General features: G+C 62.1%; 16 protein-coding genes, 1 tRNA gene and 3 pseudogenes. 17 read left to right on the forward strand and 3 right to left on the reverse strand.

The genetic code is table 11. The features are described from left to right. Positions 1 to 112 precede the first annotated feature (112 nt). Entirely contained in the window at positions 113 to 1,318 is a 1,206-nt protein-coding gene (locus ACT2B0_RS01855) for an IS256 family transposase (RefSeq protein WP_348345084.1), read from the forward strand. A gap of 50 nt (positions 1,319 to 1,368) precedes the next feature. Here the strand turns inward: ACT2B0_RS01855 and ACT2B0_RS01860 are convergent. Next, positions 1,369 to 1,545 (reverse strand): annotated as a pseudogene (locus ACT2B0_RS01860) (IS110 family RNA-guided transposase); the annotation flags it as partial. A gap of 244 nt (positions 1,546 to 1,789) precedes the next feature. Between ACT2B0_RS01860 and ACT2B0_RS01865 the strand changes: the two are divergent. The 10 genes and pseudogenes from ACT2B0_RS01865 to ACT2B0_RS01910 all read left to right on the forward strand — a co-directional run. Continuing rightward, a pseudogene (locus ACT2B0_RS01865) lies at positions 1,790 to 2,002 on the forward strand (integrase core domain-containing protein); the annotation flags it as partial. Between the two features lie 302 nt (positions 2,003 to 2,304). Beyond that, positions 2,305 to 3,825 (forward strand): sugar ABC transporter ATP-binding protein, encoded by a 1,521-nt coding sequence (locus ACT2B0_RS01870; protein WP_473460837.1) that lies wholly within the window; start codon positions 2,305 to 2,307, stop codon positions 3,823 to 3,825. Between the two features lie 40 nt (positions 3,826 to 3,865). Beyond that, positions 3,866 to 4,813, forward strand: coding sequence for an ABC transporter permease (locus tag ACT2B0_RS01875; RefSeq protein WP_481658442.1), 948 nt, complete (start codon positions 3,866 to 3,868; stop codon positions 4,811 to 4,813). Beyond that, positions 4,813 to 5,769 carry an ABC transporter permease gene (locus ACT2B0_RS01880; protein WP_473460841.1) on the forward strand — a complete coding sequence of 319 codons (957 nt, stop codon included), beginning with the start codon at positions 4,813 to 4,815 and terminating at the stop codon, positions 5,767 to 5,769. The genes ACT2B0_RS01875 and ACT2B0_RS01880 overlap by 1 nt, the downstream gene beginning before the upstream one ends. 68 nt (positions 5,770 to 5,837) lie before the next feature. Continuing rightward, positions 5,838 to 6,986: a substrate-binding domain-containing protein gene (locus ACT2B0_RS01885; RefSeq protein ID WP_245414236.1), complete on the forward strand. Its 1,149-nt coding sequence runs from the start codon at positions 5,838 to 5,840 to the stop codon at positions 6,984 to 6,986. Positions 6,987 to 7,066: 80 nt separating this feature from the next. Continuing rightward, positions 7,067 to 8,320, forward strand: coding sequence for a Gfo/Idh/MocA family protein (locus ACT2B0_RS01890; RefSeq protein WP_106573664.1), 1,254 nt, complete (start codon positions 7,067 to 7,069; stop codon positions 8,318 to 8,320). After that, on the forward strand, positions 8,317 to 9,300 hold the full coding sequence (gene glk / locus ACT2B0_RS01895) for a glucokinase (RefSeq protein WP_473460843.1): 984 nt from the start codon (positions 8,317 to 8,319) through the stop codon (positions 9,298 to 9,300). Before ACT2B0_RS01890 ends, glk begins: the two co-directional genes overlap by 4 nt. Before the next feature lie 25 nt (positions 9,301 to 9,325). Next, positions 9,326 to 10,333, forward strand: coding sequence for an SIS domain-containing protein (locus ACT2B0_RS01900; RefSeq protein ID WP_473460845.1), 1,008 nt, complete (start codon positions 9,326 to 9,328; stop codon positions 10,331 to 10,333). Between the two features lie 113 nt (positions 10,334 to 10,446). Further along, complete coding sequence (locus ACT2B0_RS01905) at positions 10,447 to 11,592, forward strand: ROK family transcriptional regulator (RefSeq protein WP_473460847.1); 1,146 nt, start codon at positions 10,447 to 10,449, stop codon at positions 11,590 to 11,592. A gap of 117 nt (positions 11,593 to 11,709) precedes the next feature. Continuing rightward, positions 11,710 to 12,534 carry a sugar phosphate isomerase/epimerase family protein gene (locus tag ACT2B0_RS01910; RefSeq protein WP_473466199.1) on the forward strand — a complete coding sequence of 275 codons (825 nt, stop codon included), beginning with the start codon at positions 11,710 to 11,712 and terminating at the stop codon, positions 12,532 to 12,534. On the opposite strand, the pseudogene ACT2B0_RS01915 reads toward ACT2B0_RS01910, so the two are convergent. Next, positions 12,531 to 12,982: pseudogene (locus ACT2B0_RS01915) on the reverse strand (transposase); the annotation flags it as partial. The gene ACT2B0_RS01910 and the pseudogene ACT2B0_RS01915 overlap by 4 nt on opposite strands. Before the next feature lie 394 nt (positions 12,983 to 13,376). On the opposite strand from ACT2B0_RS01915, the gene ACT2B0_RS01920 reads away from it, so the two are divergent. From ACT2B0_RS01920 to ACT2B0_RS01930, 3 genes are read left to right on the forward strand one after another with little or no spacing between them, the layout of a single operon-like run. Further along, positions 13,377 to 13,871 (forward strand): DUF3489 domain-containing protein, encoded by a 495-nt coding sequence (locus tag ACT2B0_RS01920; RefSeq protein ID WP_473460849.1) that lies wholly within the window; start codon positions 13,377 to 13,379, stop codon positions 13,869 to 13,871. Beyond that, positions 13,871 to 14,347, forward strand: coding sequence for a DUF2924 domain-containing protein (locus ACT2B0_RS01925; RefSeq protein ID WP_473460851.1), 477 nt, complete (start codon positions 13,871 to 13,873; stop codon positions 14,345 to 14,347). Before ACT2B0_RS01920 ends, ACT2B0_RS01925 begins: the two co-directional genes overlap by 1 nt. Positions 14,348 to 14,355: 8 nt before the next feature. Next, entirely contained in the window at positions 14,356 to 16,101 is a 1,746-nt protein-coding gene (locus ACT2B0_RS01930) for a recombinase family protein (RefSeq protein WP_473460853.1), read from the forward strand. Positions 16,102 to 16,331: 230 nt separating this feature from the next. Here ACT2B0_RS01930 and ACT2B0_RS01935 read toward each other — a convergent pair. Further along, positions 16,332 to 16,407: transfer RNA gene (locus ACT2B0_RS01935), tRNA-Thr, on the reverse strand. Between the two features lie 313 nt (positions 16,408 to 16,720). On the opposite strand from ACT2B0_RS01935, the gene ACT2B0_RS01940 reads away from it, so the two are divergent. The 3 genes from ACT2B0_RS01940 (at position 16,721) to ACT2B0_RS01950 (ending at position 20,634) form a co-directional block, all read left to right on the forward strand. Then, entirely contained in the window at positions 16,721 to 17,221 is a 501-nt protein-coding gene (locus ACT2B0_RS01940) for a (2Fe-2S)-binding protein (protein WP_348398490.1), read from the forward strand. Positions 17,222 to 17,345: 124 nt separating this feature from the next. Continuing rightward, entirely contained in the window at positions 17,346 to 19,694 is a 2,349-nt protein-coding gene (locus tag ACT2B0_RS01945; protein WP_348452567.1) for a xanthine dehydrogenase family protein molybdopterin-binding subunit, read from the forward strand. Positions 19,695 to 19,833: 139 nt separating this feature from the next. Further along, the gene (locus ACT2B0_RS01950) at positions 19,834 to 20,634 is read left to right on the forward strand and encodes an FAD binding domain-containing protein (protein ID WP_348452569.1); all 801 of its coding nucleotides are present in this window, start codon (positions 19,834 to 19,836) and stop codon (positions 20,632 to 20,634) included. Positions 20,635 to 20,738: the final 104 nt, after the last annotated feature.

A 20,738-nucleotide genomic window follows, 5' to 3' on the forward strand; every position in this document is an offset into this window, starting at 1 on the left:
GAGCACGTGGTGTAATTTCAGCGCCGTCATCGGTGTAATCCCGGGTGGCCATCGAGGTGTATGGTCGAGGTGGAGTTTGGCGACTTCAACCACGGACCACACGGAGACCCCGATGACCAAGACGAACATGGACCTTTCCGAGCTTCTCGCAAAGCACGACCAGGGCGACTTTCTGCGCGCCGTCGCCGAGGCGGTGCTCCAGCTGATCATGGAGACCGATGTCGAAGGCCTGATCGGCGCCGGACGGCATGAGCGCAATGGCGACCGCACGACCTGGCGAAACGGGTATCGAGAGCGCGCGCTCGATACCCGTCTGGGCACGCTGAACCTGCGGGTGCCGAAGCTGCGGCAGGGTAGCTATTTCCCCGGCTTTCTCGAAGCCAGGAAGACGTCGGAACAGGCGTTGGTAGCCGTCATTCAGGAAGCGTGGATCGGCGGGGTTTCGACCCGGCGGGTGGATGAGTTGGTGCAGGCCATGGGGCTGTCAGGCATCTCCAAGAGCACAGTGTCGAAGCTGTGCAAGGACATAGACGAGCGCGTCGGCGAGTTCCTGAACCGGCCGCTCAACGGCGAATGGCCGTATCTCTGGCTCGATGCCACATATCTGAAGGTGCGGCAGGGCGGCCGGATCGTTCCGGTTGCAGCCATAATCGCCGTGGCGGCCAACACCGAAGGGCGCCGAGAGATCATCGGTCTGGGCATCGGCCCTTCGGAGGCCGAGACCTTCTGGACCGAGTTCCTGCGCTCGTTGAAGGCCCGTGGCCTGGGGGGCGTCAGGCTGGTCATCAGCGACGCTCACTCGGGCCTCAAGGCTGCCATCGCCCGTGTCTTTGAGGCAACCTGGCAAAGGTGCCGGGTTCACTGGATACGAAACGCGCTCGCCCATGTCTCACGCGGCCAGCACACCGTCGTGGCCGCGGCGATCCGGCAGGCCTTCGATCAGCCCGATCGCGCCCATGCCGGCGAGACCTGGCGCAAGGTCGCCGAGCAACTGCGCCCGCGCTGGCCCAAGCTCTCCGACCTGATGGACGCCAGCGAGCACGACGTGCTGGCCTACATGTCCTTCCCTCGACAGCACCGGACGAAGCTTCACAGCACGAACCCGATCGAGCGGCTGAACAAGGAGGTGAAGCGCCGCGCCGACGTCGTCGGCATCTTCCCAAACGAGCCGTCCATTCTGCGCCTGATCGGCGCCGTCCTGTTCGAGCAGAACGACGAATGGCAGACCGCCAGCCGCTACATGATGGTTGAGGCCTTCGCACAAATCGACACCGAGGAGATCGACCCCATTCTCAGCATCACAACCGAAGCCGCCTGATCATGCCCTCAGGCCATCCGAGAAATTACACCAGCTTGACGGACGTGACCCGCTGCATTGCCGGTCGCCTCGATCACCACATGATCATCATGGGTGAGTTCCTTCCTGGCGAACTCTTCAAGCTTGTCGCGCAGCATTTGAACGCGGCCGAGTTTGACGATCTCGCCGTCAAGCAACGACACGACCTCGGCGGCCACACGGTGTATGTCCATGCCTATAATGCGCATGGTTCCCTCCATTGTTGGTCACAGACAGGGAGCCAGCGGGCAACACGACAAATACGGATCCGCGCTCGCAGCGCATCCGGGCGAGTCGTAGGGGCGGCCAGATAACGTGCTCGAACTCTCAGTTCATCTGCATACGACGGCCTGCCCGCACTTGCGTGCTCCCGGTGCCCCGTGGCCCGGATGCGCCAAGCCTACCCGACCTGGCGACCGAACAAACGCTGGCACCAAGAACAACATGCCGGATAACGGCTTCGTGGAAAGCTTCAACGGTCGGCTCAGGGACGAATGCCTCAACGAGCATCTGTTCCGCAGCTACCGCCATGCCCGTGAGGTCATCGAGAGATGGAGGATCGACTACAATCTGAACCGACCCCACACGAGCCTCGACGGGCTCACCCCGAACGAGTTTGCAACCCGGTCGAGAATGGACCACAACGTGAACAGGGCTAGCCTATGAATGGGTACATCAAGGGGAGCAGGTCACTGGCGCCGGCGGCCGGTAGCCCAAGGCACTGTCCACGAAACCGGCAGCAGGCCAGACAGCGGCATAGACTGAAACCCCAACGAGCCAGACCCTCCGTTCGAGATCAGGCGCTCGTGTTCCAAATCACCTGACGACGGACACCTGATGGGCCAGACCCTCCACTAAATCAGATCGCCCGTTGTCCCAAAACCTCTGACCACGGACAGCCAGAATTTTATTATATCAATTTGACATAATAAAAAAAGAACGCTATTTCCAAGAGTGGAGGAGCGCAAATGGGGATAGTGGAATCTCGCACGCTACTTGGCGTTAAGCCAACGCTTTCGCTGCGCAATATCAGCAAGACCTACGGCGCAGTCCAAGCGTTGACGAGCGTCAGCGTCGATTTCTTCCGCGGCTGCGTTCACGGCATTGTCGGTGAGAACGGCGCCGGCAAGTCGACTCTGATGAAGGTTTTAACCGGGGCCGTTTCGCCGGATAACGGGGAATACATACTGGATGGGCAGCGGATCCTCATAAACCATCCGCGCGAGGCGCAGGCGCACGGGATCAGCATCGTCCATCAGGAACTAAACCTGTTCCCGCATCGGACCATCGCGGAAAACATCTTCGCTGGGCGGGAGCTTGTCAAAGGTGGGCGCCTTCAGATTGACGCGATGTGGCGTCGTACAGCCGAGGTCCTGAAGCAGCTGGAGATCGACCTCGATCCAGACGCTCCTGTGGGCAGGCTGAGCATCGCAAGCCAGCAGATGATCGAAATCGCTCGGTCGGTTGCCTTTGACGCCAGCGTGCTGATCTTCGACGAGCCGACGGCCACACTTGCCGAAGACGACTGCCGTATCCTTTTCTCGCTGATTCGAAAGCTACGTGCGAGTGGCCTCGTCATCATCTACATCTCGCACCGAATGGCGGAAATCTTCGACCTTTGTAACGAGGTCACCGTCATCAAAGATGGGCGCAAGGCGCTGTCCGTCCCAACGGCCGATGTCGACCCGGAGCAGCTCGTGTCCGCAATGATCGGACGGCGGCTTGATGAATATTACCCGGCAAGGAGGGGGCCGCAGTCACCCGCCAGGTCGGTGCTGAAGATCGTAGGTGGCTCGGGCCAGAACCTCTCGGACATAAATCTCGAGCTGCGGGGTGGCGAGGTCACGGGAGTCTTTGGTCTGAAGGGTTCAGGTCGATCCGAACTCGCTTACGCTCTTTGGGGCAGCCCTGGCTTCCGGGAAGGTGTGGTCACACTCGATGGCTGTCCGCTCGCTCTGACCAGCGCTGGCCACGCGATGCGCGCTGGCATCGGTTTCGTTCCGGAAGACCGAAAAAGTGAGGGGTTGGCGCTGGAGCAGCCGCTCTGCGAAAATTTGTTACTTGCCAAGCGCGTTCTCTCTGGCTGGCTTGGTGGACCCGACCCGGCTGGAGCCGTCGCGACCCAAGCGGTATTTGATCGTGTCGCCTTCGCTCCGGCCTATCCGAAAGCGCCTGTTTCGAGCCTTTCCGGCGGCAACCAACAAAAGGTGGTGCTGTCGAAATGGCTGCTTGTTGATGCCCAAGTTCTGATCCTTGCAGAGCCGACGCGTGGAGTTGATGTCGGCGCCAAGGCTGCGATCTACGGACTGCTGCGCAAGCTTGCCGACGAGGGGCGTGCAATTCTCGTTCTGTCTTCGGAACTGCCTGAGGTGCTCGGGATTAGCGACCGCGTGCTTGTCATGCGAGACGGCACGCTCATCGCGGAGTTTCCCCCCGACACGGCGGAGTCGGAGATTCTCCTCGAGGCGGGAGGCAAACCCTATGCATAGTTCGACTGCCCATCCGGCCCCGAGGATCCGCTGGCGCCGCATGGTGCGGGCCGTGCCGCCGGTGTTCTGGGTGTTTACGATGATGCTGGTTGCGTCCGTTCCATTGCTCAGTGTCTATAGCCGTGCGGGCGGGATGTCATGGGCGTTTCTCTCCAACATGCTGGAACGCTCGGTGACCCTAGGTATCGTTGCGGTCGGCCAGACTTTTGTCATTCTCGTCGCCTCGATCGACCTGTCCGTTGCCTTCGTCATTTCCCTGGCAGCGGTACTTGCGTCGTTTATCATGCAAGGGAATCCGGCGATGATCGCAGTCGCGGTCCCGGTGATCTTGCTTTTCGGCATGGCCATCGGGCTGGTAAATGGATTGTTGGTGACGCGGCTGAAGGTCAATCCGCTTATTGCCACTCTGGGCGTAGGGCTGATCATTCAGGGTGTTCTCAGCACGACCTTCCAGAACTTTGCGGGTTCGGTACCGGCCGAATACCAACAGCTGGCCTATGGTAAGCCGTTCGGCATCCCCGCGCCGATTATCCTGCTGCTCTCGCTGGTGGGTGTCGCTAGCTACATGCTGCATCGCTCGCGCTTCGGAGCCCACGTCTACGCTGTGGGCGGCAACCAGGAGGCTGCACGCCTCGCCGGCATCCGCACGGCGCACGTCATCACCAGCGCGCACGTCATCGCCGGGTTGCTGGCGGCGGCGGCGGGCCTCTTTCTGGCTAGCCGTCTCGGCTCAGGCGCGCCTTGGGTCGGCCCGGATGGAATCTACGACCTGGAATCGATCGCGGCCGTTGTCGTTGGCGGAACGCTCCTGACCGGCGGCAGGGGCGGTGTGTTCGGCACCCTAGCTGGCGTCTTGATCCTCGGCTTCATCGATAGCCTGTTCAACCAACTCGGCATTGACCCCTATCTCAAGCAGGTGCTGCGCGGCGCGATCATCATCGTTGCGGTAGCCGTCTACTCGGTCAGGTCCCGCGAGGAGGTCGCGTGATGAGCATCATCTCAACCAGAAACACGCTCCCCAGCCGCCTGCGCGAACTGCGCTCGATCGAGCCGATCTACTTCATCCTGCTGGCGATCGTCGTCGCTATGGTGCTGTCGAACCCGATCTATCTCGACTATGGCCCAATGATGCAGTTGTTGCGCCGTTCGTCCCCGCTGATCGTGCTGGCGATCGGGCAGCTGTTCGTCATCATCTCCGGCGGGTTCGACCTTTCAGTCGGGTCGTTAATGACGTTCCTGATCCTGGTTTGTGCCCTGCTCCTGAACAGCAACCCGGAACTCGCCTATCCGGCCATCGCGTTGTGCCTTGTGGTCGGTCTTGCTTCCGGTGCCGTCAATGGGCTCGTCGTGTCGTTTTGGAAGGTGCCATCCATCATTGCGACGCTGGGGATGCTGCTCATGCTGCGTGGAGCCGGCTTCTACCTGTCTGGAGGTTCGGCACGGGGCAATCTGCCGGACACATTCCGCGCATTTGGACGCGACAGCATGTTTGGTTTTCCGCTCGCGCTGCTCGTCGTCATCGTCTTTGGCACGGCGGCATGGCTCATCCTGCATCGCACCAGCTTCGGGCGTCAGCTCTACATGGTTGGTGCCAACCCCCTCGCAGCCAGGCTTTCGGGTGTGAACGTTGCCGGCATTCGCATCGCGGCCTTCATGCTATCGGGCCTGAGCGCCGCGATCGCCGCAATCCTGCTCAGCGGTTTTTCGGGCGTCTCGACCTCAGCGGGTAATGGCTACGAACTGCAGGCCATCTCCGCTGCGGTGCTTGGGGGCGCGGTGCTCCTTGGCGGGCGAGGATCAGTAGTTCCAGTCATAGCTGGCGCGCTGGCGCTGCACGCTCTGTTCACGCTGCTAAACATCTGGGGCTTTCCCAAGCCGATACGGGACGTCGTCCAAGGATTAATCATCATCTGCGCGGTGGCTTACTCCGCCCGTAGAAAGTGAGCGCAGCCAGAGCGCGTTCTGGCAATCGACCGGCGGATTATCCCGCCAAATAAAAGGAGGAGAAGGGTATGTCACTGAAAAGCACGTTCAAGGGCGTCCTCGCCGCCGCTTTCGCGGCGCCGATGGCTATGTCGGCGCTCGCGCAGGACAATAAGTTCTTCGATCAAGCCGAACATGACCGCCAGATCGCCATGCTGGATGCGACGCCGATCGGGGATGCAGACAAGCCCTGGCTGCAATCTATGGCCGACAATTTCCGCGACACTTCGAAATATAAGAAGGACGGGCCGTGGACAGTGTGCTTCTCGAACGCGGGCATCTTCAACCCCTGGCAGGTCGTCGGTTACAAGACCATGCAGGAAGAGATCAAGCTGCATTCGAACATCAAGGATTTCATCGTTACAGACGGCGAAGGTAAGGACGACAAGCAGATCGCCGATATCGACGACCTCCTGGCCAGCAAGAGGTGTGACATTCTGCTTGTGACGCCAAACACCACGGCGGCATTGACACCCGCGGTGGAGCGTGCCTGTGCTCAGCTGCCGGTGATCGTGTTCTCGCGCGGCGTGGCGACTGAATGTCCCGTTACCTTCATCACGCCTATCGGTGGCTATGCCTATGGTGCTCAGGCAGCGCGTTTCGTCGTCGATGAACTGCCCGAAGGCGGCAACGTGCTTGCACTTCGCATCTCGCCCGGCGTGGACGTCCTCGAAACGCGTTGGTCGGCGGCCGAGCGGATTTTCGCGGCCAACCCCAAGATCAAGGTCATCGGCTCCGAGTTCACCAGCGACGACCGTGCTATCGCCAAGTCTATCGTCGAGGACTATCTACAGCGCTTCGGCGAGATTGACGCTGTTTGGATGGATGCTGGCGCAACCTCGGTGGCGGCGATCGAGGCGTTCGAAGACATTGGTATCGAGATTCCGATCTTCACGGGAGAGGACCAACAGGACTTCCTCGCCAAGTGGAAGGAGAAAGGCCTAACGGCGATCGCTCCCACCTACCCTACCTTCCAGTGGCGTACGGCGATCATCGCGGCCACCCAGATCCTCAGCGGAGAAAAAGTTCCAGGCCCAATCTGGTATCTGCCCCAGCCGACAATCACCGCCGAAACGCTCGACAAGTACACCCAAGCCAACATGCCTCCACAGCATTATGCTCTATGCGGCTGCGAAGATATGGCCGGCTACCCCGAGGTTTGGGGCGGCACGAAGTAAGCTCCTCCCGAGCAGAGCCGGGCGGCGACATCGGGGCCGCCCGGCTCAAACGAGAAATCGAAGCAGACGAGGCAGACATCGTGCCCAATACACTCTACGAATTGAACACACTGCGCATCGGCCTAGTCGGCGCCGGCTTCATCGCCAATTTCCATCTGGAATCGCTCATCTCGGTGCGCAACGTCGAAGTACGCGGAATCTATGGCCCGACCAAGGCGCGGCGCGAGGCGTTGGCCGCGAAAGCGAACCAGCTGAAGCTTGGCCCATGCGTCGCCTATCCTGATTTGAACGCGCTTCTGTCGTCCGGCGAAATCGACGCAGTCTGGATACTGGTCCCGAACCATGCTCGCCTGGAGACGATGCGCGCGATCCGCGATTTTGCTCTCGGCAATCCCGGCGTGCTGCGCGCGGTCGCGTGCGAAAAACCCCTCGCACGGACCGTACGGGAAGCGGAGGAAATGCTCGCGCTGGTCAAGGAAGCCGGGCTTCTGCACGGCTATCTGGAGAACCAGCTCTTCGCGACCGCGGTCGCCCGCGGTAAGGCCATTCTTTGGGAGCGTGCCGCCTCCGTTTCGGGCGCGCCCTTTATCGCAAGAGCGACCGAGGAACATTCCGGCCCGCACGAGCCCTGGTTCTGGCAAGGAGAGCGGCAGGGCGGCGGCGTGCTGCTAGACATGATGTGCCACAGCGTGGAGGTCGCCCGTTTCCTTCTGACGGCGCCGGGTGCCGCCCGCGACACCCTCACACCCAAATCCGCCAACGGCACCATCGCCACGCTCAAGTGGAACCGCCCGGACTACGCCCGTTCGCTGACGAAGAGCATGGGGGCGGAGGTCGATTATCTCAAGCGCGCGGCGGAAGATTTCGCTCGGGGAACCGTAATCATGACCCGCGAGGACGGAACCGACGTCGTCATCGAGTGCGCGACTTCCTGGGCCTATGTCGGCGCGGGCCTGCGCATCCAGCTTGAGGTTCTGGGAGCCGAGTACTCGATGGAATACAATTCGCTGGGCTCGGGCCTCAAGCTCTTCCTCTCGCGCAATCTACAGGGTGATGCCGGCGAGGACCTTGTCGAGAAGCAGAACTCCGAACAGGGACTAATGCCTGTCCTGGAGGATGAACACGGAACCTACGGCTACACGAGCGAGAACCGCGCTATGGTGGAAGCGTTCCGAATGGGCGAGATGCCATTCGAAACCTTCCGCGACGGCGTCGAGGTGGTGCGGATATTAATGGGGCTTTACAAGTCCGCCGAAGAAGGCCGCACGGTGGAATTCGACAAGGAAGACCTGATCGATTTTGTACCGGCCGTAGCGCGGGGAGGCTCTTCTTGACGAGTCTCGTCGCCGACATCGGTGGAACCAAGGCCCGCATCGCCATTGTGGAGGGCCAGTTCCAATCGGAGCCGCAGGTGCTCCATTGCAGCGAATTCGGTTCACTTGAGGACGCGCTGCGCTTCGCAATCGGCAATGCCGGCGTCAAGGTCGATCGTGCCTGCATCGGTGTCGCGGCGCCGGTCATGGGGGATGAAGTCAATATCACCAACAATAACTGGACGTTTTCCGTCAGCGCGACGAAGAACCGTCTGGGGTTGGACGAACTTCTGGCGGTCAACGATTTCGCCGCGCTGGCGTCTGCACTTCCGCTGCTGGACGAAGCCAGCCTCGCCAGCATCGGCGGAGCTCAGTGCCGCGCATCTATGCCCCAACTGATCATCGGCCCCGGCACGGGACTTGGCGTCGCGACGGTGCTGTTCGGCGATACCGACGCGCCGGTAGTGCTTGCAGGGGAAGGCGGTTATGTAACCCTGCCGGTGCATACCGACAGGGAGTTGGCGGTGTGGCAGGTCCTACGCAGCCTGTTCGGTCGCGTGTCCGCAGAGCGGGTTCTGTGCGGCAGCGGACTGGTCGAACTATACAACGCTTTGGGCGTGGTCGATGGTGTCGATGGCGCGCAGGAGAGCTCATCCTACGAAATCGTCAAACACGGAATGGCGGATGCGTCGTCTCGCGAGAGGGAGGCACTTGATATGTTCCTCAGCCTCCTCGGCGATGTGGCGGGAAACGCAGCGCTGACCTTGGGCGCTCGCGGTGGTGTCTTTCTGAACGGCGATATGCTGAACGAACTGGCCCCGCTTCTTCCGGGAAGCGCCTTGCGCAGCCGCTTCGAAGGCAAGGGCCGCGGCAGGCCCTTCCTTGCAGATGTTGGCATCTTCCTCATCACGGACCGCTTTGCCGCTCTGAAGGGCTGCGTGCGGATGCTCGCGGGGCCAGGCGGAGGAACGCGTGAAAGGAGAGATAGCGATGCCGCCTGAGCCAGCATTCCCCCGCGACACTCAGATGAAGCAGGAGATCGCCGAGATCCCGAGCTGCATCGCACACCAGATCAAGCAGCATGGTCCGCTCTACAAAAATGTCGGCCGCCGGCTGCGCGCACATTCCCCAACGGTGATGATCACGGTTGCACGCGGAAGCTCCGACTGCGCGGCCGCCTTCCTGAAACATTTGGTCGAAGTGCGGCTGGGCGTTCCCGTCGCCTCGGTCGGTCCGTCGCTGTCGTCGGTCTACGGGCAGTCGCTGTGGATCGAGCGCGCGGTATCCTGGGCGATCTCGCAATCGGGTGCCAGCGAGGACATCAACGCGCTGCACTGTAGCAATCGCGCTGCCGGTGCGCTTTCGCTCTCGCTTGTCAACAGCCCGAATTCACGCCTGGCGCAGAATTCCGACATCGCGTTGCCGATAGGCGCCTGGCCGGAGCTCGCTCTGCCCGCGACTAAGAGCTTCGTTTGCAGCTTGGTCGCGATCGCCGCCATTGTATCCGAATGGTCGGGCGACAGGGATCTTTTCGATTCCTTGCACGCGCTGCCTGAACTGGTGGAGCGCTCGTATCGTTTGGATTGGGGCGTGGCCGAAGAAGCACTCGCCGGGTGCGAGAGCGCACTTATTCTCGGACGCGGTGCCGGCTATCCCATCGCCTGTGAGGCTGCGCTGAAGCTCAAGGAAACGAGCTATATTTTCGCAGAGGCCTTTAGCGCGGCCGAGGTTTGGCACGGACCTGCCGCGCTGATCACGCCTGAGCGGCCGGTCATCCTGATTGCTCCGGCCGACGAGGCATCCGTCGGTGCCCTTGCCACCGCCGAAAAGGTCCGGGCTTTGGGTGCGCGTGTCTTCGTCGTTTCTAGCGACCAAGGGCGCGCCTGCCTGCCTGTACCGAACGCATCGAACAGCGTAGCCGAGGCGATCGCGATGATCGCGCGCTTCTACGCCCTCGCCGAACGTCTTTCGGGCAAGTGCGGTGTTAATGTGGATTCGCCGAGGGCATTGCAGAAGGTGACGGTGACAATCTAGTGGCGGACTGATCACTGGAGGAAGGAACACAGAAATTGAGGCCGATAGGTCCGACCAACCCGGGGGTGTTTTCAGGCGCAAACCTCGAAAATGCTCGTGATCACAACAGGCGTGTGGCGATCGAGACGGTGCGAGTGCATGGGCCGCTGTCGCGTGCTGACCTAGCGCGGATCACTGGGCTCTCGGTACAGACGATTTCCAACATCGCGGAGGAGTTGATCGCAGCCTCCCTGCTGCTTGAGACCCCCGTCAGCACCGGTATGCGAGGCAAGCCGCCGAAACTGCTCACGATAAATCCCGACGGTGCCTATTCGATCGGTCTGCAACTCGATCATAACTGGCTGATAGGCGTGCTCCTGGATATCACTGGCGTGAGACGGGGCGAGATTGTGGTTCAGGTGGACAGTCCCGCTCCGCAGGCCGGACTCGTAGCGCTGGAGAAAGCGGCGCGTAACCTCGCCGTCGGCGCCAATATCCAGCTTGAGCAAATCTGCGGGGTTAGCGTTGTCATGCCCGGGCCTTTCGAAGTCGATCCGATCGCCAACAACGGACCGACCGTGCTGCCTGGTTGGGCCGACGTAGCGGTTGCCGACCGTCTTGCCGAGCGGCTCAATCTGCCGGTTTCGGTGGAGAACGACGCTACCGCCGCCGCGATGGGCGAGCATTACTTCGGAGTAGCACGTCAGCATCGGAATATCGTTGTCATCTTCGTCGGAACGGGTCTTGGCGGCGGCGTCCTCGTAAACGGCCAGCCCTATCGAGGCGCGTTCGGGAATGCCGGCGAGATTGGCCATATGTCCGTCTATCCAGAAGGAAGGCCCTGCTACTGCGGCAACCAAGGATGCGCGGAGACTTATCTTTCTGTCCACGCGGCCTACGAGCATATCGGCTATGCGAGGACACCGCCGGCATATGACGAACTTGTGGACCGCTTCCGTACGGGCGAGAGACAGTTTGACACATGGATGAACAAGGCCGCCATCGTCTTACGCCTGCTCGTGGTCAATCTCGAAAACCTGTTCGATCCGGAGGCGGTGATCGTCAATGGTTTCATGCCACACCCAATTCTTGCGGAACTGCAGCGCCGCGCCCTACCACTGCCCTCCTCTGTGGCTTCGCGCCGGCGCCGCGAGGTTCCTCGCCTTATCCTCGGGGCGGCCGGGCAGAAAGTGGCGGCACTTGGCGCAGCGGTACTACCGCTGTTTTACAGCTTCGGCCACCTGACACATGTGAGTGCGGCGATACCGGTGAAGAGATGACCACGAATAACCAAACAGAACGGAGGGTTCTTCATGCCGACACTCAGTCTGAACAATGGCTTCGCGATGAAACGCTGGCCCGAGCCTGAGGTCTGGGCAGAGCTGATCGCAAATCGAATGGGGGTCACCGATGTGCAGCTGTCGCTGGATCTCATCGATTTGACCGGTGGGGGCGAGCGCCAGGACGAGCAAGCCTCTCGCATCCGCAACGCGTGCGAAAGCAACGGTATCGAGATATCAAGTGTGTTCTCGGGCCTTGGCGAATACTGTGCCAACATGCTCCTGCATCCAGATGCAGAGATGCGGCTGGCTGCAGTAGAACGATACAAGCGCGGCATCGAATTCAGCGCTCTCGTCGGCGCTGACACGTTCGGTGGGCACATGGGCGCCTATAGCGTTGCTGATTACCACAACCCCGCACGCCGTCAAGCGCTGGCGGAGGAGCAGTTGGATCATGTCTCCGCGCTTTCAAACTACGCTGGACAGGCGGGACTGCGTTACCTTTTGTGGGAGCCGATGCCCGTGGCGCGGGAGTTTCCGAGCACCATCGCCGAATGCCTGAACCTTGCCGAGCAGTTCGCTGAGATGAATGGAGCGACCGTCGCTTACTGCTACGATGTCGGTCATGCATGCCGGCCCGACCTCCCGGAAGCGGAGCAGGATCCATATCTTTGGCTCACCCGACTAAGCCATCTCAGCCCGATCGTGCACCTACAGCAAACCGATGGAAAGCGTGATTATCATTGGTGCTTTACCGACGAGGCCAACGCGGTTGGCATCATTCATCCCGAGCAAGTTCGCACTACTATCGCAAAAGCGCCGGCTTCGGTTGTGACGCATCTGACGATAGAGGTGTTTCCGACGTTTGAGACGCCAGACGAACAGGTTCTAGCAGACGTCGCTAGCAGCTGTGAATACTGGCGCGATGGCGATGTCACATAACCGAACCGCCGCCGTTCCGACGACAGCTCACGCAATCGCTGTCGAAGGCCGGCATCGTCCGGCCGGCTCGACTGGTAACGGAAGACGCGCAGCGCAATGCCAACCAGGGCACAGGCCCGCCGCTGAGAATAGTCCTTCATCTCGATTGCCCAACTCACGGCTTTCCTCCTGGAGTCGGGCGTCAGAAGTTTTTTGTCAGCATCTCGCGGAGCGTCGATACATCCATCATCTGCTCCGCCAGAAGCTTCTTCAGCTTCGCATTCTCTTCCTCGAGCGCCTTCAACCGCTTGGCGTCCGATACGTCCATGCCGCCGTACTTCTTGCGCCAGGTGTAGAACGTCGCATCAGAGATGCCGTGCTTGCGGCACAGTTCAGCCGGCGTCATGCCCGCCTGATGTTCCTTCAAAATGCCAATGATCTGTTCTTCCGAGAACCGTGACCGTTTCATTGCCTGTCTCCTTCGTTGAGGTACAGGCTAACCCAAAATCGGGAACATCTCAGGGGAGCCGGCATGGGCACATTTGGCGCAGACCGCAGCTCGGATTAACGAAGTGCCGTCCTCGTCTTTGGGATGTTAAGCGGCGAGCTTGCGATGCTGCAAGCGCCGGCGTTCGATGGTCTGTTTTTTAATCCTTTCTCACTGTTTGATGATTGTGTCGGCTCGCCCGAAGTAGGCGTCGGCGGGCGCCACTTACCTTTCCGCTCGACTTCTTCTGCAAAGGAAGCATTGGTTTGTGCGTTGCGTGCCGCATGGCTGCGGTGCCTTCTCGCCTGGTGGTAGCGCCGGGCTTGTCGTGGTAGCGGCGCCGGACGGTCCGGCGCCGATGGCGAAGGAGCCAACCATGACAAAGAATAAGACGACAGCCGAGGCACACGTTGAGGTCGCACAAGGCGCAACACTGAATGCAAACAAGACGAAGAAGCCTGGAACGGCCGTCGGCAGCGCACTGAGCTATCCGCCGGACTTGCGGCTTTTGGCCCGCGCCGACGACGAACTGGAGGACGGCACGAGGGCAGCGCGGCGCGGTGTTCGGAAACGGAAGCCTTCGGCACCTCGCCGGGCAGAGACCAGTAGTGATCCTATCGCCTCAGGAACCAAAAAGACGTTGCCCAAGATCACCAAAACCGAGGCGGCGCTGAAGGCGCTTCGCCGCAAACGAGGCGCCAGCCTTGTCGAACTGCAGGAGGTGACCGGCTGGCAGGCACATTCGGTGCGCGGCTTCTTGTCGGGCACGGTCAAGAAGAAGCTCGGGCTGGCCGTGACCCGCGAGATCGGCAAGGACGGGGTCCGGCGTTATCGCATTGATGACGCAATGCCGGCCGAGCAGGCCGGTTGATGGTCATGCAGCCGGATAAGAAGCTGGAGAGGGAGGTCGCCACGATCGGCGACCTCTCGCGCGAGGAACTGATCGCGCGATGGCACAAGGCCTATGGCTGTCTGCCGCCCAAGGGTATCAATCGCAGCTTGCTCGAACGATCTGCTGCCTGGCACTTGCAAGCCGGGCGGTCGGGCGGATTGTCGGCAGCGGCCCGGGCGGTGCTTCGTGCGGGGCAGAAGACGAAGAAGAAGGAGGAGCCACGGGCAGGAATTGTGCAGGATGGCTCCGGTCGATTGTCCGCGGCTCGCACCGGAGTCGCGCCGCCTCTAGCAGCCGGCACACGGCTGATGCGAGAATGGAATGGCCGGATGCACGTGGTGGATGTGACCGCGGAGGGGATCGTCTTCGACGGCAAGGTCTATCGTTCGCTTACCGCGGTCGCCAAGCGCATCACCGGCGCGCACTGGTCCGGACCGAGGTTCTTCGGGCTATGAGCGTGGGAATGACAACTCGCATGCGTTGCGCGGTCTACACCCGCAAGTCGACCGAGGATGGCCTGGAGCAGGAGTTCAACTCCCTCGACGCCCAGCGTGAAGCCTGTGAAGCCTATATCCGGTCGCAATCCTCGCTGGGCTGGAAGCTGGTGTCGGATCGTTATGACGATGGCGGCATCTCCGGCGGCACCATGGACCGACCCGCCCTGCAGCGGCTGCTTCAGCATATCCGCGACGGACAAGTCGACGTGGTGGTGGTCTACAAGATCGACCGTCTGACCCGCTCGCTCTCCGACTTCGCCAGGATCGTGGACGTGTTCGATCAGGCGGAGGCGTCCTTCGTCTCGGTCACCCAGCAGTTCAACACGACGACATCGATGGGCAGGTTGACGCTCAACGTGCTTCTGTCCTTCGCCCAGTTCGAGCGCGAAGTCACGGCAGAGCGCATCCGCGACAAGATCGCGGCCTCGAAGCAGAAGGGCATGTGGATGGGAGGCGGTGTGCCGCTCGGCTACCGGGCCGTAAACCGCAAGCTGCAGATCGACGAGCAGGAAGCGGCGATCGTGCGCTATCTCTTTCGCCGCTATCTGGACCTGCGTTCGGTGAAGGCACTGATGGCCGACGCAACGGCTCAAGGATTCCCGGAGCGAGCAGTTCGCACTCGCAAGGGCGCCAATCGCGGACAGGGCAATCCCGGCGTTGCATTGGTGTCGCTTGATGCCGAGGCGGCAGCGACACGCCGCTTTGGCAGAGGCCAGCTCTATCATGTGCTGTCGAACCCGATCTACATCGGCAAGGTGCGGCATCACGAGAAGATCTACGATGGCGAGCATGATGCCATCGTTGACGAAGGGACCTTCGCCGCCGCCCAGGCGCTGCTGGCGGAGCAGGCGCCGGTGAGACGGACAAATTCGAACCAAGCAGATATTCACCTGCTCGCAGGTCTGCTGTTCGACGAGGATGGCAATCGCCTGACGCCGGTTCACACGCGAAGGGGAACCATCCGCTACCGCTACTATGCATCGAAGCCGCATGGGAACGGGAAGGGCACCGAACGTCTCAACGGATGGCGATTGCCAGCGCGCGCCGTCGAGGAGGTGGTCGAGATCGAGCTGGAACGGCTTCTCGATGATGGTCGGGGACTGAGCAATCTGCTGCAGCCGTTCATCCCTGCAAGAGATCTGCCGAACACACTGGCGGCTGCCGATGCATTGAAGACCGCATATCAATCTTCTTCGCCACAACACCGGCGAGACCTCCTGCGCAGGCTGATCACACGCATCGATCTGGCGGCGACGATGCTCACTCTCCGGGTGGATATGGTTCGGCTTGTCGGGGAGCTGATCGGCCGGGCGCCGGCAGCAACCGAAGCTGGCGATGCGGATCGGATCGCCATCATCGAATGCCGGTTCTCGTTGCGACGCCGTGGCATCGAGACGAAAATCATCCTGGCCGATCCATCGACCGAGGGCCAAGCTCCCGACGATGGTCTGGTCAGGCTCATCGTCAAGGCTCACGCCTGCCTGGCGCAACTAACCGATGGTTCGGGCCGCGGCATCGGCGAGATCGCCTCGGCCAATGGTGTCGACCGTTCCGACTTCAGCCGCATTCTGCGCCTGGCCTTTCTGGCGCCTGACATTGTCGATCGTCTGCTCAACGGCACTCACCCGACGGAGTGCACCGCCCGGAAGCTCTCACGCCTGACCGAACTGCCGCATTCCTGGGCAGAACAACGCGCGTTGATCGGCAAGTGACGGCTCAGTAATTGCCATTCGCGCCGGGATAGGCACCATCAACTCAGCATCGCCATTCCAAACATGGGGACACCGCACCGGACCGACAGAGACGGCTGGCCGAAGTGGCGGCTTTGGTGGCCGGAAGCGCCCGGAGATCACCCCGTCTTTGGATAACTGGAGCCGCAACCCACGGAAAAGACGCAGCTATTCCGAGACGGCGGGGAGACGGAAGTGGTGCAGGAAAAGAGTGGTGCCGCTTGCGTGACTCGAACACGCGACCCCATCATTACGAATGATGTGCTCTACCAACTGAGCTAAAGCGGCCCTATGCCGGCGTGTGGATGAGCCGACGATACGGTGTGCGGGTGATATCGGCAATGACGGCCGATTTCAAGCGTTCTGTGGCGACAAATCCGATCTGGGCCATGGCGCGCGCGCCATGGGGTGTTGCCGGTGGCGGGCCGGCGTCGCGCGCCGTTGCCGCCGCTGGGTCCATGCGACCAAATTCCGATCGCGCGCACCGGAAAAACAAGGCTGTGCCAATGGACTCTCCGTGCCGCTGCGTTAATCTCCGCATCAGCCTTTCTGCACTACAGATCGCGCGGTTTTCAAAACGAAGCGCTTTGGAGGAGGATCGATGTCTGAAGTTTCGATGAGTGTGAACGGTCGCGAGGTGTCCGCGACGGTCGAGGGCCGAACGCTGCTGGTCCATTTCCTGCGCGAGCATCTCGGCCTGACGGGCACGCATGTTGGCTGCGACACCTCGCAGTGCGGCGCCTGCGTGGTCCATGTCGACGGCAAGGCGGTCAAGAGCTGCTCGATGCTGGCCGCCCAGGCAGCCGGCAGCCGGATCACCACGATCGAGGGACTGGCCGACGGCAACGATCTGCACCCGGTGCAGGCGGCCTTCAAGGAGCATCACGGGCTTCAGTGCGGGTTCTGCACGCCCGGCATGATCATGGCCGCGACCGACATGATCGAGCGCCACGGGCCCGGCAATCTCGACGAGGCCACGGTGCGCGCCGAGCTCGAGGGCAATATCTGCCGGTGCACCGGCTACCACAATATCGTCAAGGCGATCCTGGCCGCGTCGAACACGATGGCCAAGGGCAAGGGCAAGGCGAAGAAGGCGGCATGAGCCGTGGCCGGTTCGACGGCGGGCGGGCTTGTCCAGCGGCGCCCCTTGCCGGGCGCTCTGCCCGGCGCTGCCGCCGAGCGGGATGAACGCGGTGTGAGCCCAAGATTTCCGGGAGGATACGAGAATGGGTGTTGAAGGTATCGGCGCGCGGGTGGCGCGCAAGGAAGACAAGAGATTTATCACCGGCGGCGGCCGTTATGTCGACGACATGGTGGTGCCGGGCATGAAGCATGCCGCGTTCGTGCGCTCGCCGCACGCGCATGCCGAGATCAAGAAGATCGACGTCAAGGCGGCCAAGAAGATGCCGGGCGTGATCGACGTGCTGGTCGGCAAGGAACTCAAGACCGACGGCATCGGCAATCTGATCTGCGGCTGGATGGTCCATTCCAAGGACGGTTCGCCGATGAACATGGGCGCCTGGTCGCCCTTGGCCGTCGACCGCGTGCGTTACGTCGGCGACGCGGTGGCGATCGTCGTCGCCGAAACCAAGGGCCAGGCGCGCGACGCCGCCGAGGCCGTCGAGGTCACCTACAAGGAAAAGAAGGCGGTCACCGACGCCGTCTCGGCGCTGAAAAAGGGCGCGCCGCAGCTTCATCCCGAGGCGCCCGGCAATCTGATCTACGACTGGGAGATCGGCGAGGCCGAGGCGACCGACAAGGCGATCGCCGCCGCCGCCCATGTCACCACCTTGCAGATCGTCAACAACCGGCTGGTGCCGAACGCCATGGAGCCGCGCGCCGCGCTCGGCCATTACGACAAGGCGGAGGACCATTACACCTGCTGGACGACCTCGCAGAACCCGCATGTCGCCCGGCTGGTGATGAGCGCCTTCTACAATGTCGCGCCTGAGAACAAGCTCAGGGTGATCGCGCCCGATGTCGGCGGCGGTTTCGGCTCCAAGATCTTCATCTATCCCGAGGAGATCGTGTGCCTGTGGGCGTCCAAGCGCACCGGCGTGCCGGTCAAATGGGTGGCCGACCGTACCGAAAGCTTCCTGACCGACGCGCATGGCCGCGATCATGTCACCGAGGTCAAGCTCGCCTTCGACGCCAACAACAAGATGACGGCGATGAAGGTCGACACGATCGCCAATTTTGGCGCCTACATGTCGCTGTTTTCGTCCTCGGTGCCGACCTATCTCTACGCCACCTTGCTGTCGGGCCAGTACAATATCCCGGCCATCCACTGCAATGTGCGGGCCGTCTACACCAACACCGCGCCGGTCGACGCCTATCGCGGCGCCGGCCGCCCGGAGGCGACCTATGTGGTGGAACGCGTCGTCGAAACGGCGGCGCGCGAACTGGGCATCAGCCCGGCCGAACTGCGGCGCAGGAATTTCATCACCGAGTTCCCGCACCAGACCCCGGTGATCATGAATTACGACGCCGGCGATTACGCCGCCTCGCTCGACGCGGCGATGAAGGCGGCCGACTATGCCGGCTTCGAAACGCGCCGCGAGCAGGCCAGGAAGGCCGGCAAGCTGCGCGGCATCGGCATGAGCTGCTATATCGAGGCGTGCGGCATCGCGCCGTCGGCCGCGGTCGGTTCGCTCGGCGCCGGCGTCGGCCTGTGGGAATCGGCCGAGGTGCGCGTCAACGGCGTCGGCACCATCGAGGTGCTGACCGGTTCGCACTCGCACGGCCAGGGCCACGAGACGACCTTTTCCCAGCTTGTTTCCGATCGTTTCGGTGTGCCGCTGGACTCGGTCTCGATCGTGCACGGCGACACCGACAAGGTGCAGATGGGCATGGGCACCTACGGCTCGCGCTCCGGCGCGGTCGGCATGTCGGCGATCGTCAAGGCGCTCGACAAGGTCGAGGCCAAGGCCAAGAAGATCGCCGCTCATCTGATGGAGGCCGACGAGGGCGATATCGTCATCGAGAACGGCGAATTGAAGGTGGCCGGAACCGACAAGACCGTGCCCTGGTTCCAGATGGCGCTCGCCGCCTACACGGCCCACAACCTGCCGGAAGGCATGGAGCCTGGGCTGAAGGAAGGCGCCTTCTACGACCCGGCCAACTTCACCTTCCCGGCCGGCTGCTACATCTGCGAGGTCGAGGTCGATCCCGAGACCGGCGACACCGAGATCGTACAGTTCGTCGCCGCCGACGATTTCGGCAACATCATCAATCCGATGATCGTCGAAGGCCAGGTCCATGGCGGCATCGCCCAGGGCGTCGGTCAGGCGCTGCTGGAAGGGTGTCACTACGACGATAACGGCCAGCTGATCACCGCCAGCTACATGGATTACTGCATGCCGCGGGCCGACGATCTGCCCTCGTTCCAGGTCTCGACCTCGAACACGCCGTGCCCGTCCAACCCGCTCGGCATCAAGGGTTGCGGCGAGGCCGGCGCGATCGGATCGCCGCCTGCCGTCATCAACGCCATCACCGACGCGATCGGCAACAACGATCTGACCATGCCGGCGACGGCGCAGAAAGTGTGGTCGATACTGAACGCGGCGAAACATTGAGGACGAAACCCGTGCGGGGACGCCTGCAAGCCAGGCCGAGCGTGGTCGCGGATATTGCCCGTCGGGCGCCGCGGCCCGCGCCCCCGCAAACGGCCGGCGCGCAGGCGCGCACACGGTCCGCAAGCGAAAGGAATGTCAGATGTATTCGGTAAACTATCACCGTGCCTCGTCCGTGGCCGATGCGGTCAAGCTCCTGAAAAAGGCCGAGGACGGACAGGTCGTCTCGGGCGGCATGACGCTGATCCCGGCGATGAAGACCAGGCTCGCCGCCCCATCCGATCTCGTCGATTTGCGCCATGTCGACGAGCTCAAGGGCATCAAGGTCTCCGGCAAGACCGTCACCATCGGCGCGGCGACCACCCACGCCGACGTCGCCGCCAGCGACAAGCTCGCCAAGGTCTGCCCGGCGATCTGTCATCTCGCCGCCCATATCGGCGACCCGCATGTGCGCCACATGGGCACGATCGGCGGCTCGCTCGCCAACAACGATCCGGCCGCCGACTACCCGGCCGCGATGCTGGCCCTCGACGCCACCATCGTCACCAACAAGCGCGAGATCGCGGCCGCGAAATTCTTCAAGGGCCTGTTCGAGACCACGCTCAAGGACGGCGAGATCGTTACCGCCGTGACCTTCACCGCGCCGGCCAAATGCGGCTACGCCAAATTCCCCAACCCGGCCTCGCGCTACGCCATGACCGGCGTGTTCGTCGCCAAGGGCAAGGATGGCGTGCGCGCCGCGGTCACCGGCGCCGGCGATGACGGCGTTTTCCGCTCCAAGGAGATCGAGGCGGCGCTGGCCAAGAAGTTCGACGCCGCCGCGCTCGAAGGCGTTGTCGTGCCGTCGCGCGACCTGATGAGCGACATCCACGCCTCGGCGGAATACCGCGCCAATCTGGTCGTGGTGATGGCCAAGCGCGCGGTCGCCGCCGCCAACGCCTGAACGGCGTCGCGACGGTCGCCGAAACGCCCGTATCGATACCCCCGCCGTGCGCGGGGGTATTTTTTCGGCTTGCTTGCCGCGGGGGAACGGATTGGCAGGCATCA

It is taken from the genome of Nitratireductor sp. J20-h4 (genome assembly GCF_056780505.1).

Bases quoted from the DNA above. Each gene is read 5' to 3' on its own strand.
- ACT2B0_RS01855 (WP_348345084.1), top strand. From the start codon at position 113: ATGACCAAGACGAACATGGACCTTTCCGAGCTTCTCGCAAAGCACGAC.
- ACT2B0_RS01870 (WP_473460837.1), top strand. From the start codon at position 2,305: ATGGGGATAGTGGAATCTCGCACGCTACTTGGCGTTAAGCCAACGCTT.
- ACT2B0_RS01875 (WP_481658442.1), top strand. From the start codon at position 3,866: ATGGTGCGGGCCGTGCCGCCGGTGTTCTGGGTGTTTACGATGATGCTG.
- ACT2B0_RS01880 (WP_473460841.1), top strand. From the start codon at position 4,813: ATGAGCATCATCTCAACCAGAAACACGCTCCCCAGCCGCCTGCGCGAA.
- ACT2B0_RS01885 (WP_245414236.1), top strand. From the start codon at position 5,838: ATGTCACTGAAAAGCACGTTCAAGGGCGTCCTCGCCGCCGCTTTCGCG.
- ACT2B0_RS01900 (WP_473460845.1), top strand. From the start codon at position 9,326: ATGAAGCAGGAGATCGCCGAGATCCCGAGCTGCATCGCACACCAGATC.
- ACT2B0_RS01910 (WP_473466199.1), top strand. From the start codon at position 11,710: ATGGGGGTCACCGATGTGCAGCTGTCGCTGGATCTCATCGATTTGACC.
- ACT2B0_RS01920 (WP_473460849.1), top strand. From the start codon at position 13,377: ATGACAAAGAATAAGACGACAGCCGAGGCACACGTTGAGGTCGCACAA.
- ACT2B0_RS01925 (WP_473460851.1), top strand. From the start codon at position 13,871: ATGGTCATGCAGCCGGATAAGAAGCTGGAGAGGGAGGTCGCCACGATC.
- ACT2B0_RS01930 (WP_473460853.1), top strand. From the start codon at position 14,356: ATGACAACTCGCATGCGTTGCGCGGTCTACACCCGCAAGTCGACCGAG.
- ACT2B0_RS01940 (WP_348398490.1), top strand. From the start codon at position 16,721: ATGTCTGAAGTTTCGATGAGTGTGAACGGTCGCGAGGTGTCCGCGACG.
- ACT2B0_RS01945 (WP_348452567.1), top strand. From the start codon at position 17,346: ATGGGTGTTGAAGGTATCGGCGCGCGGGTGGCGCGCAAGGAAGACAAG.
- ACT2B0_RS01950 (WP_348452569.1), top strand. From the start codon at position 19,834: ATGTATTCGGTAAACTATCACCGTGCCTCGTCCGTGGCCGATGCGGTC.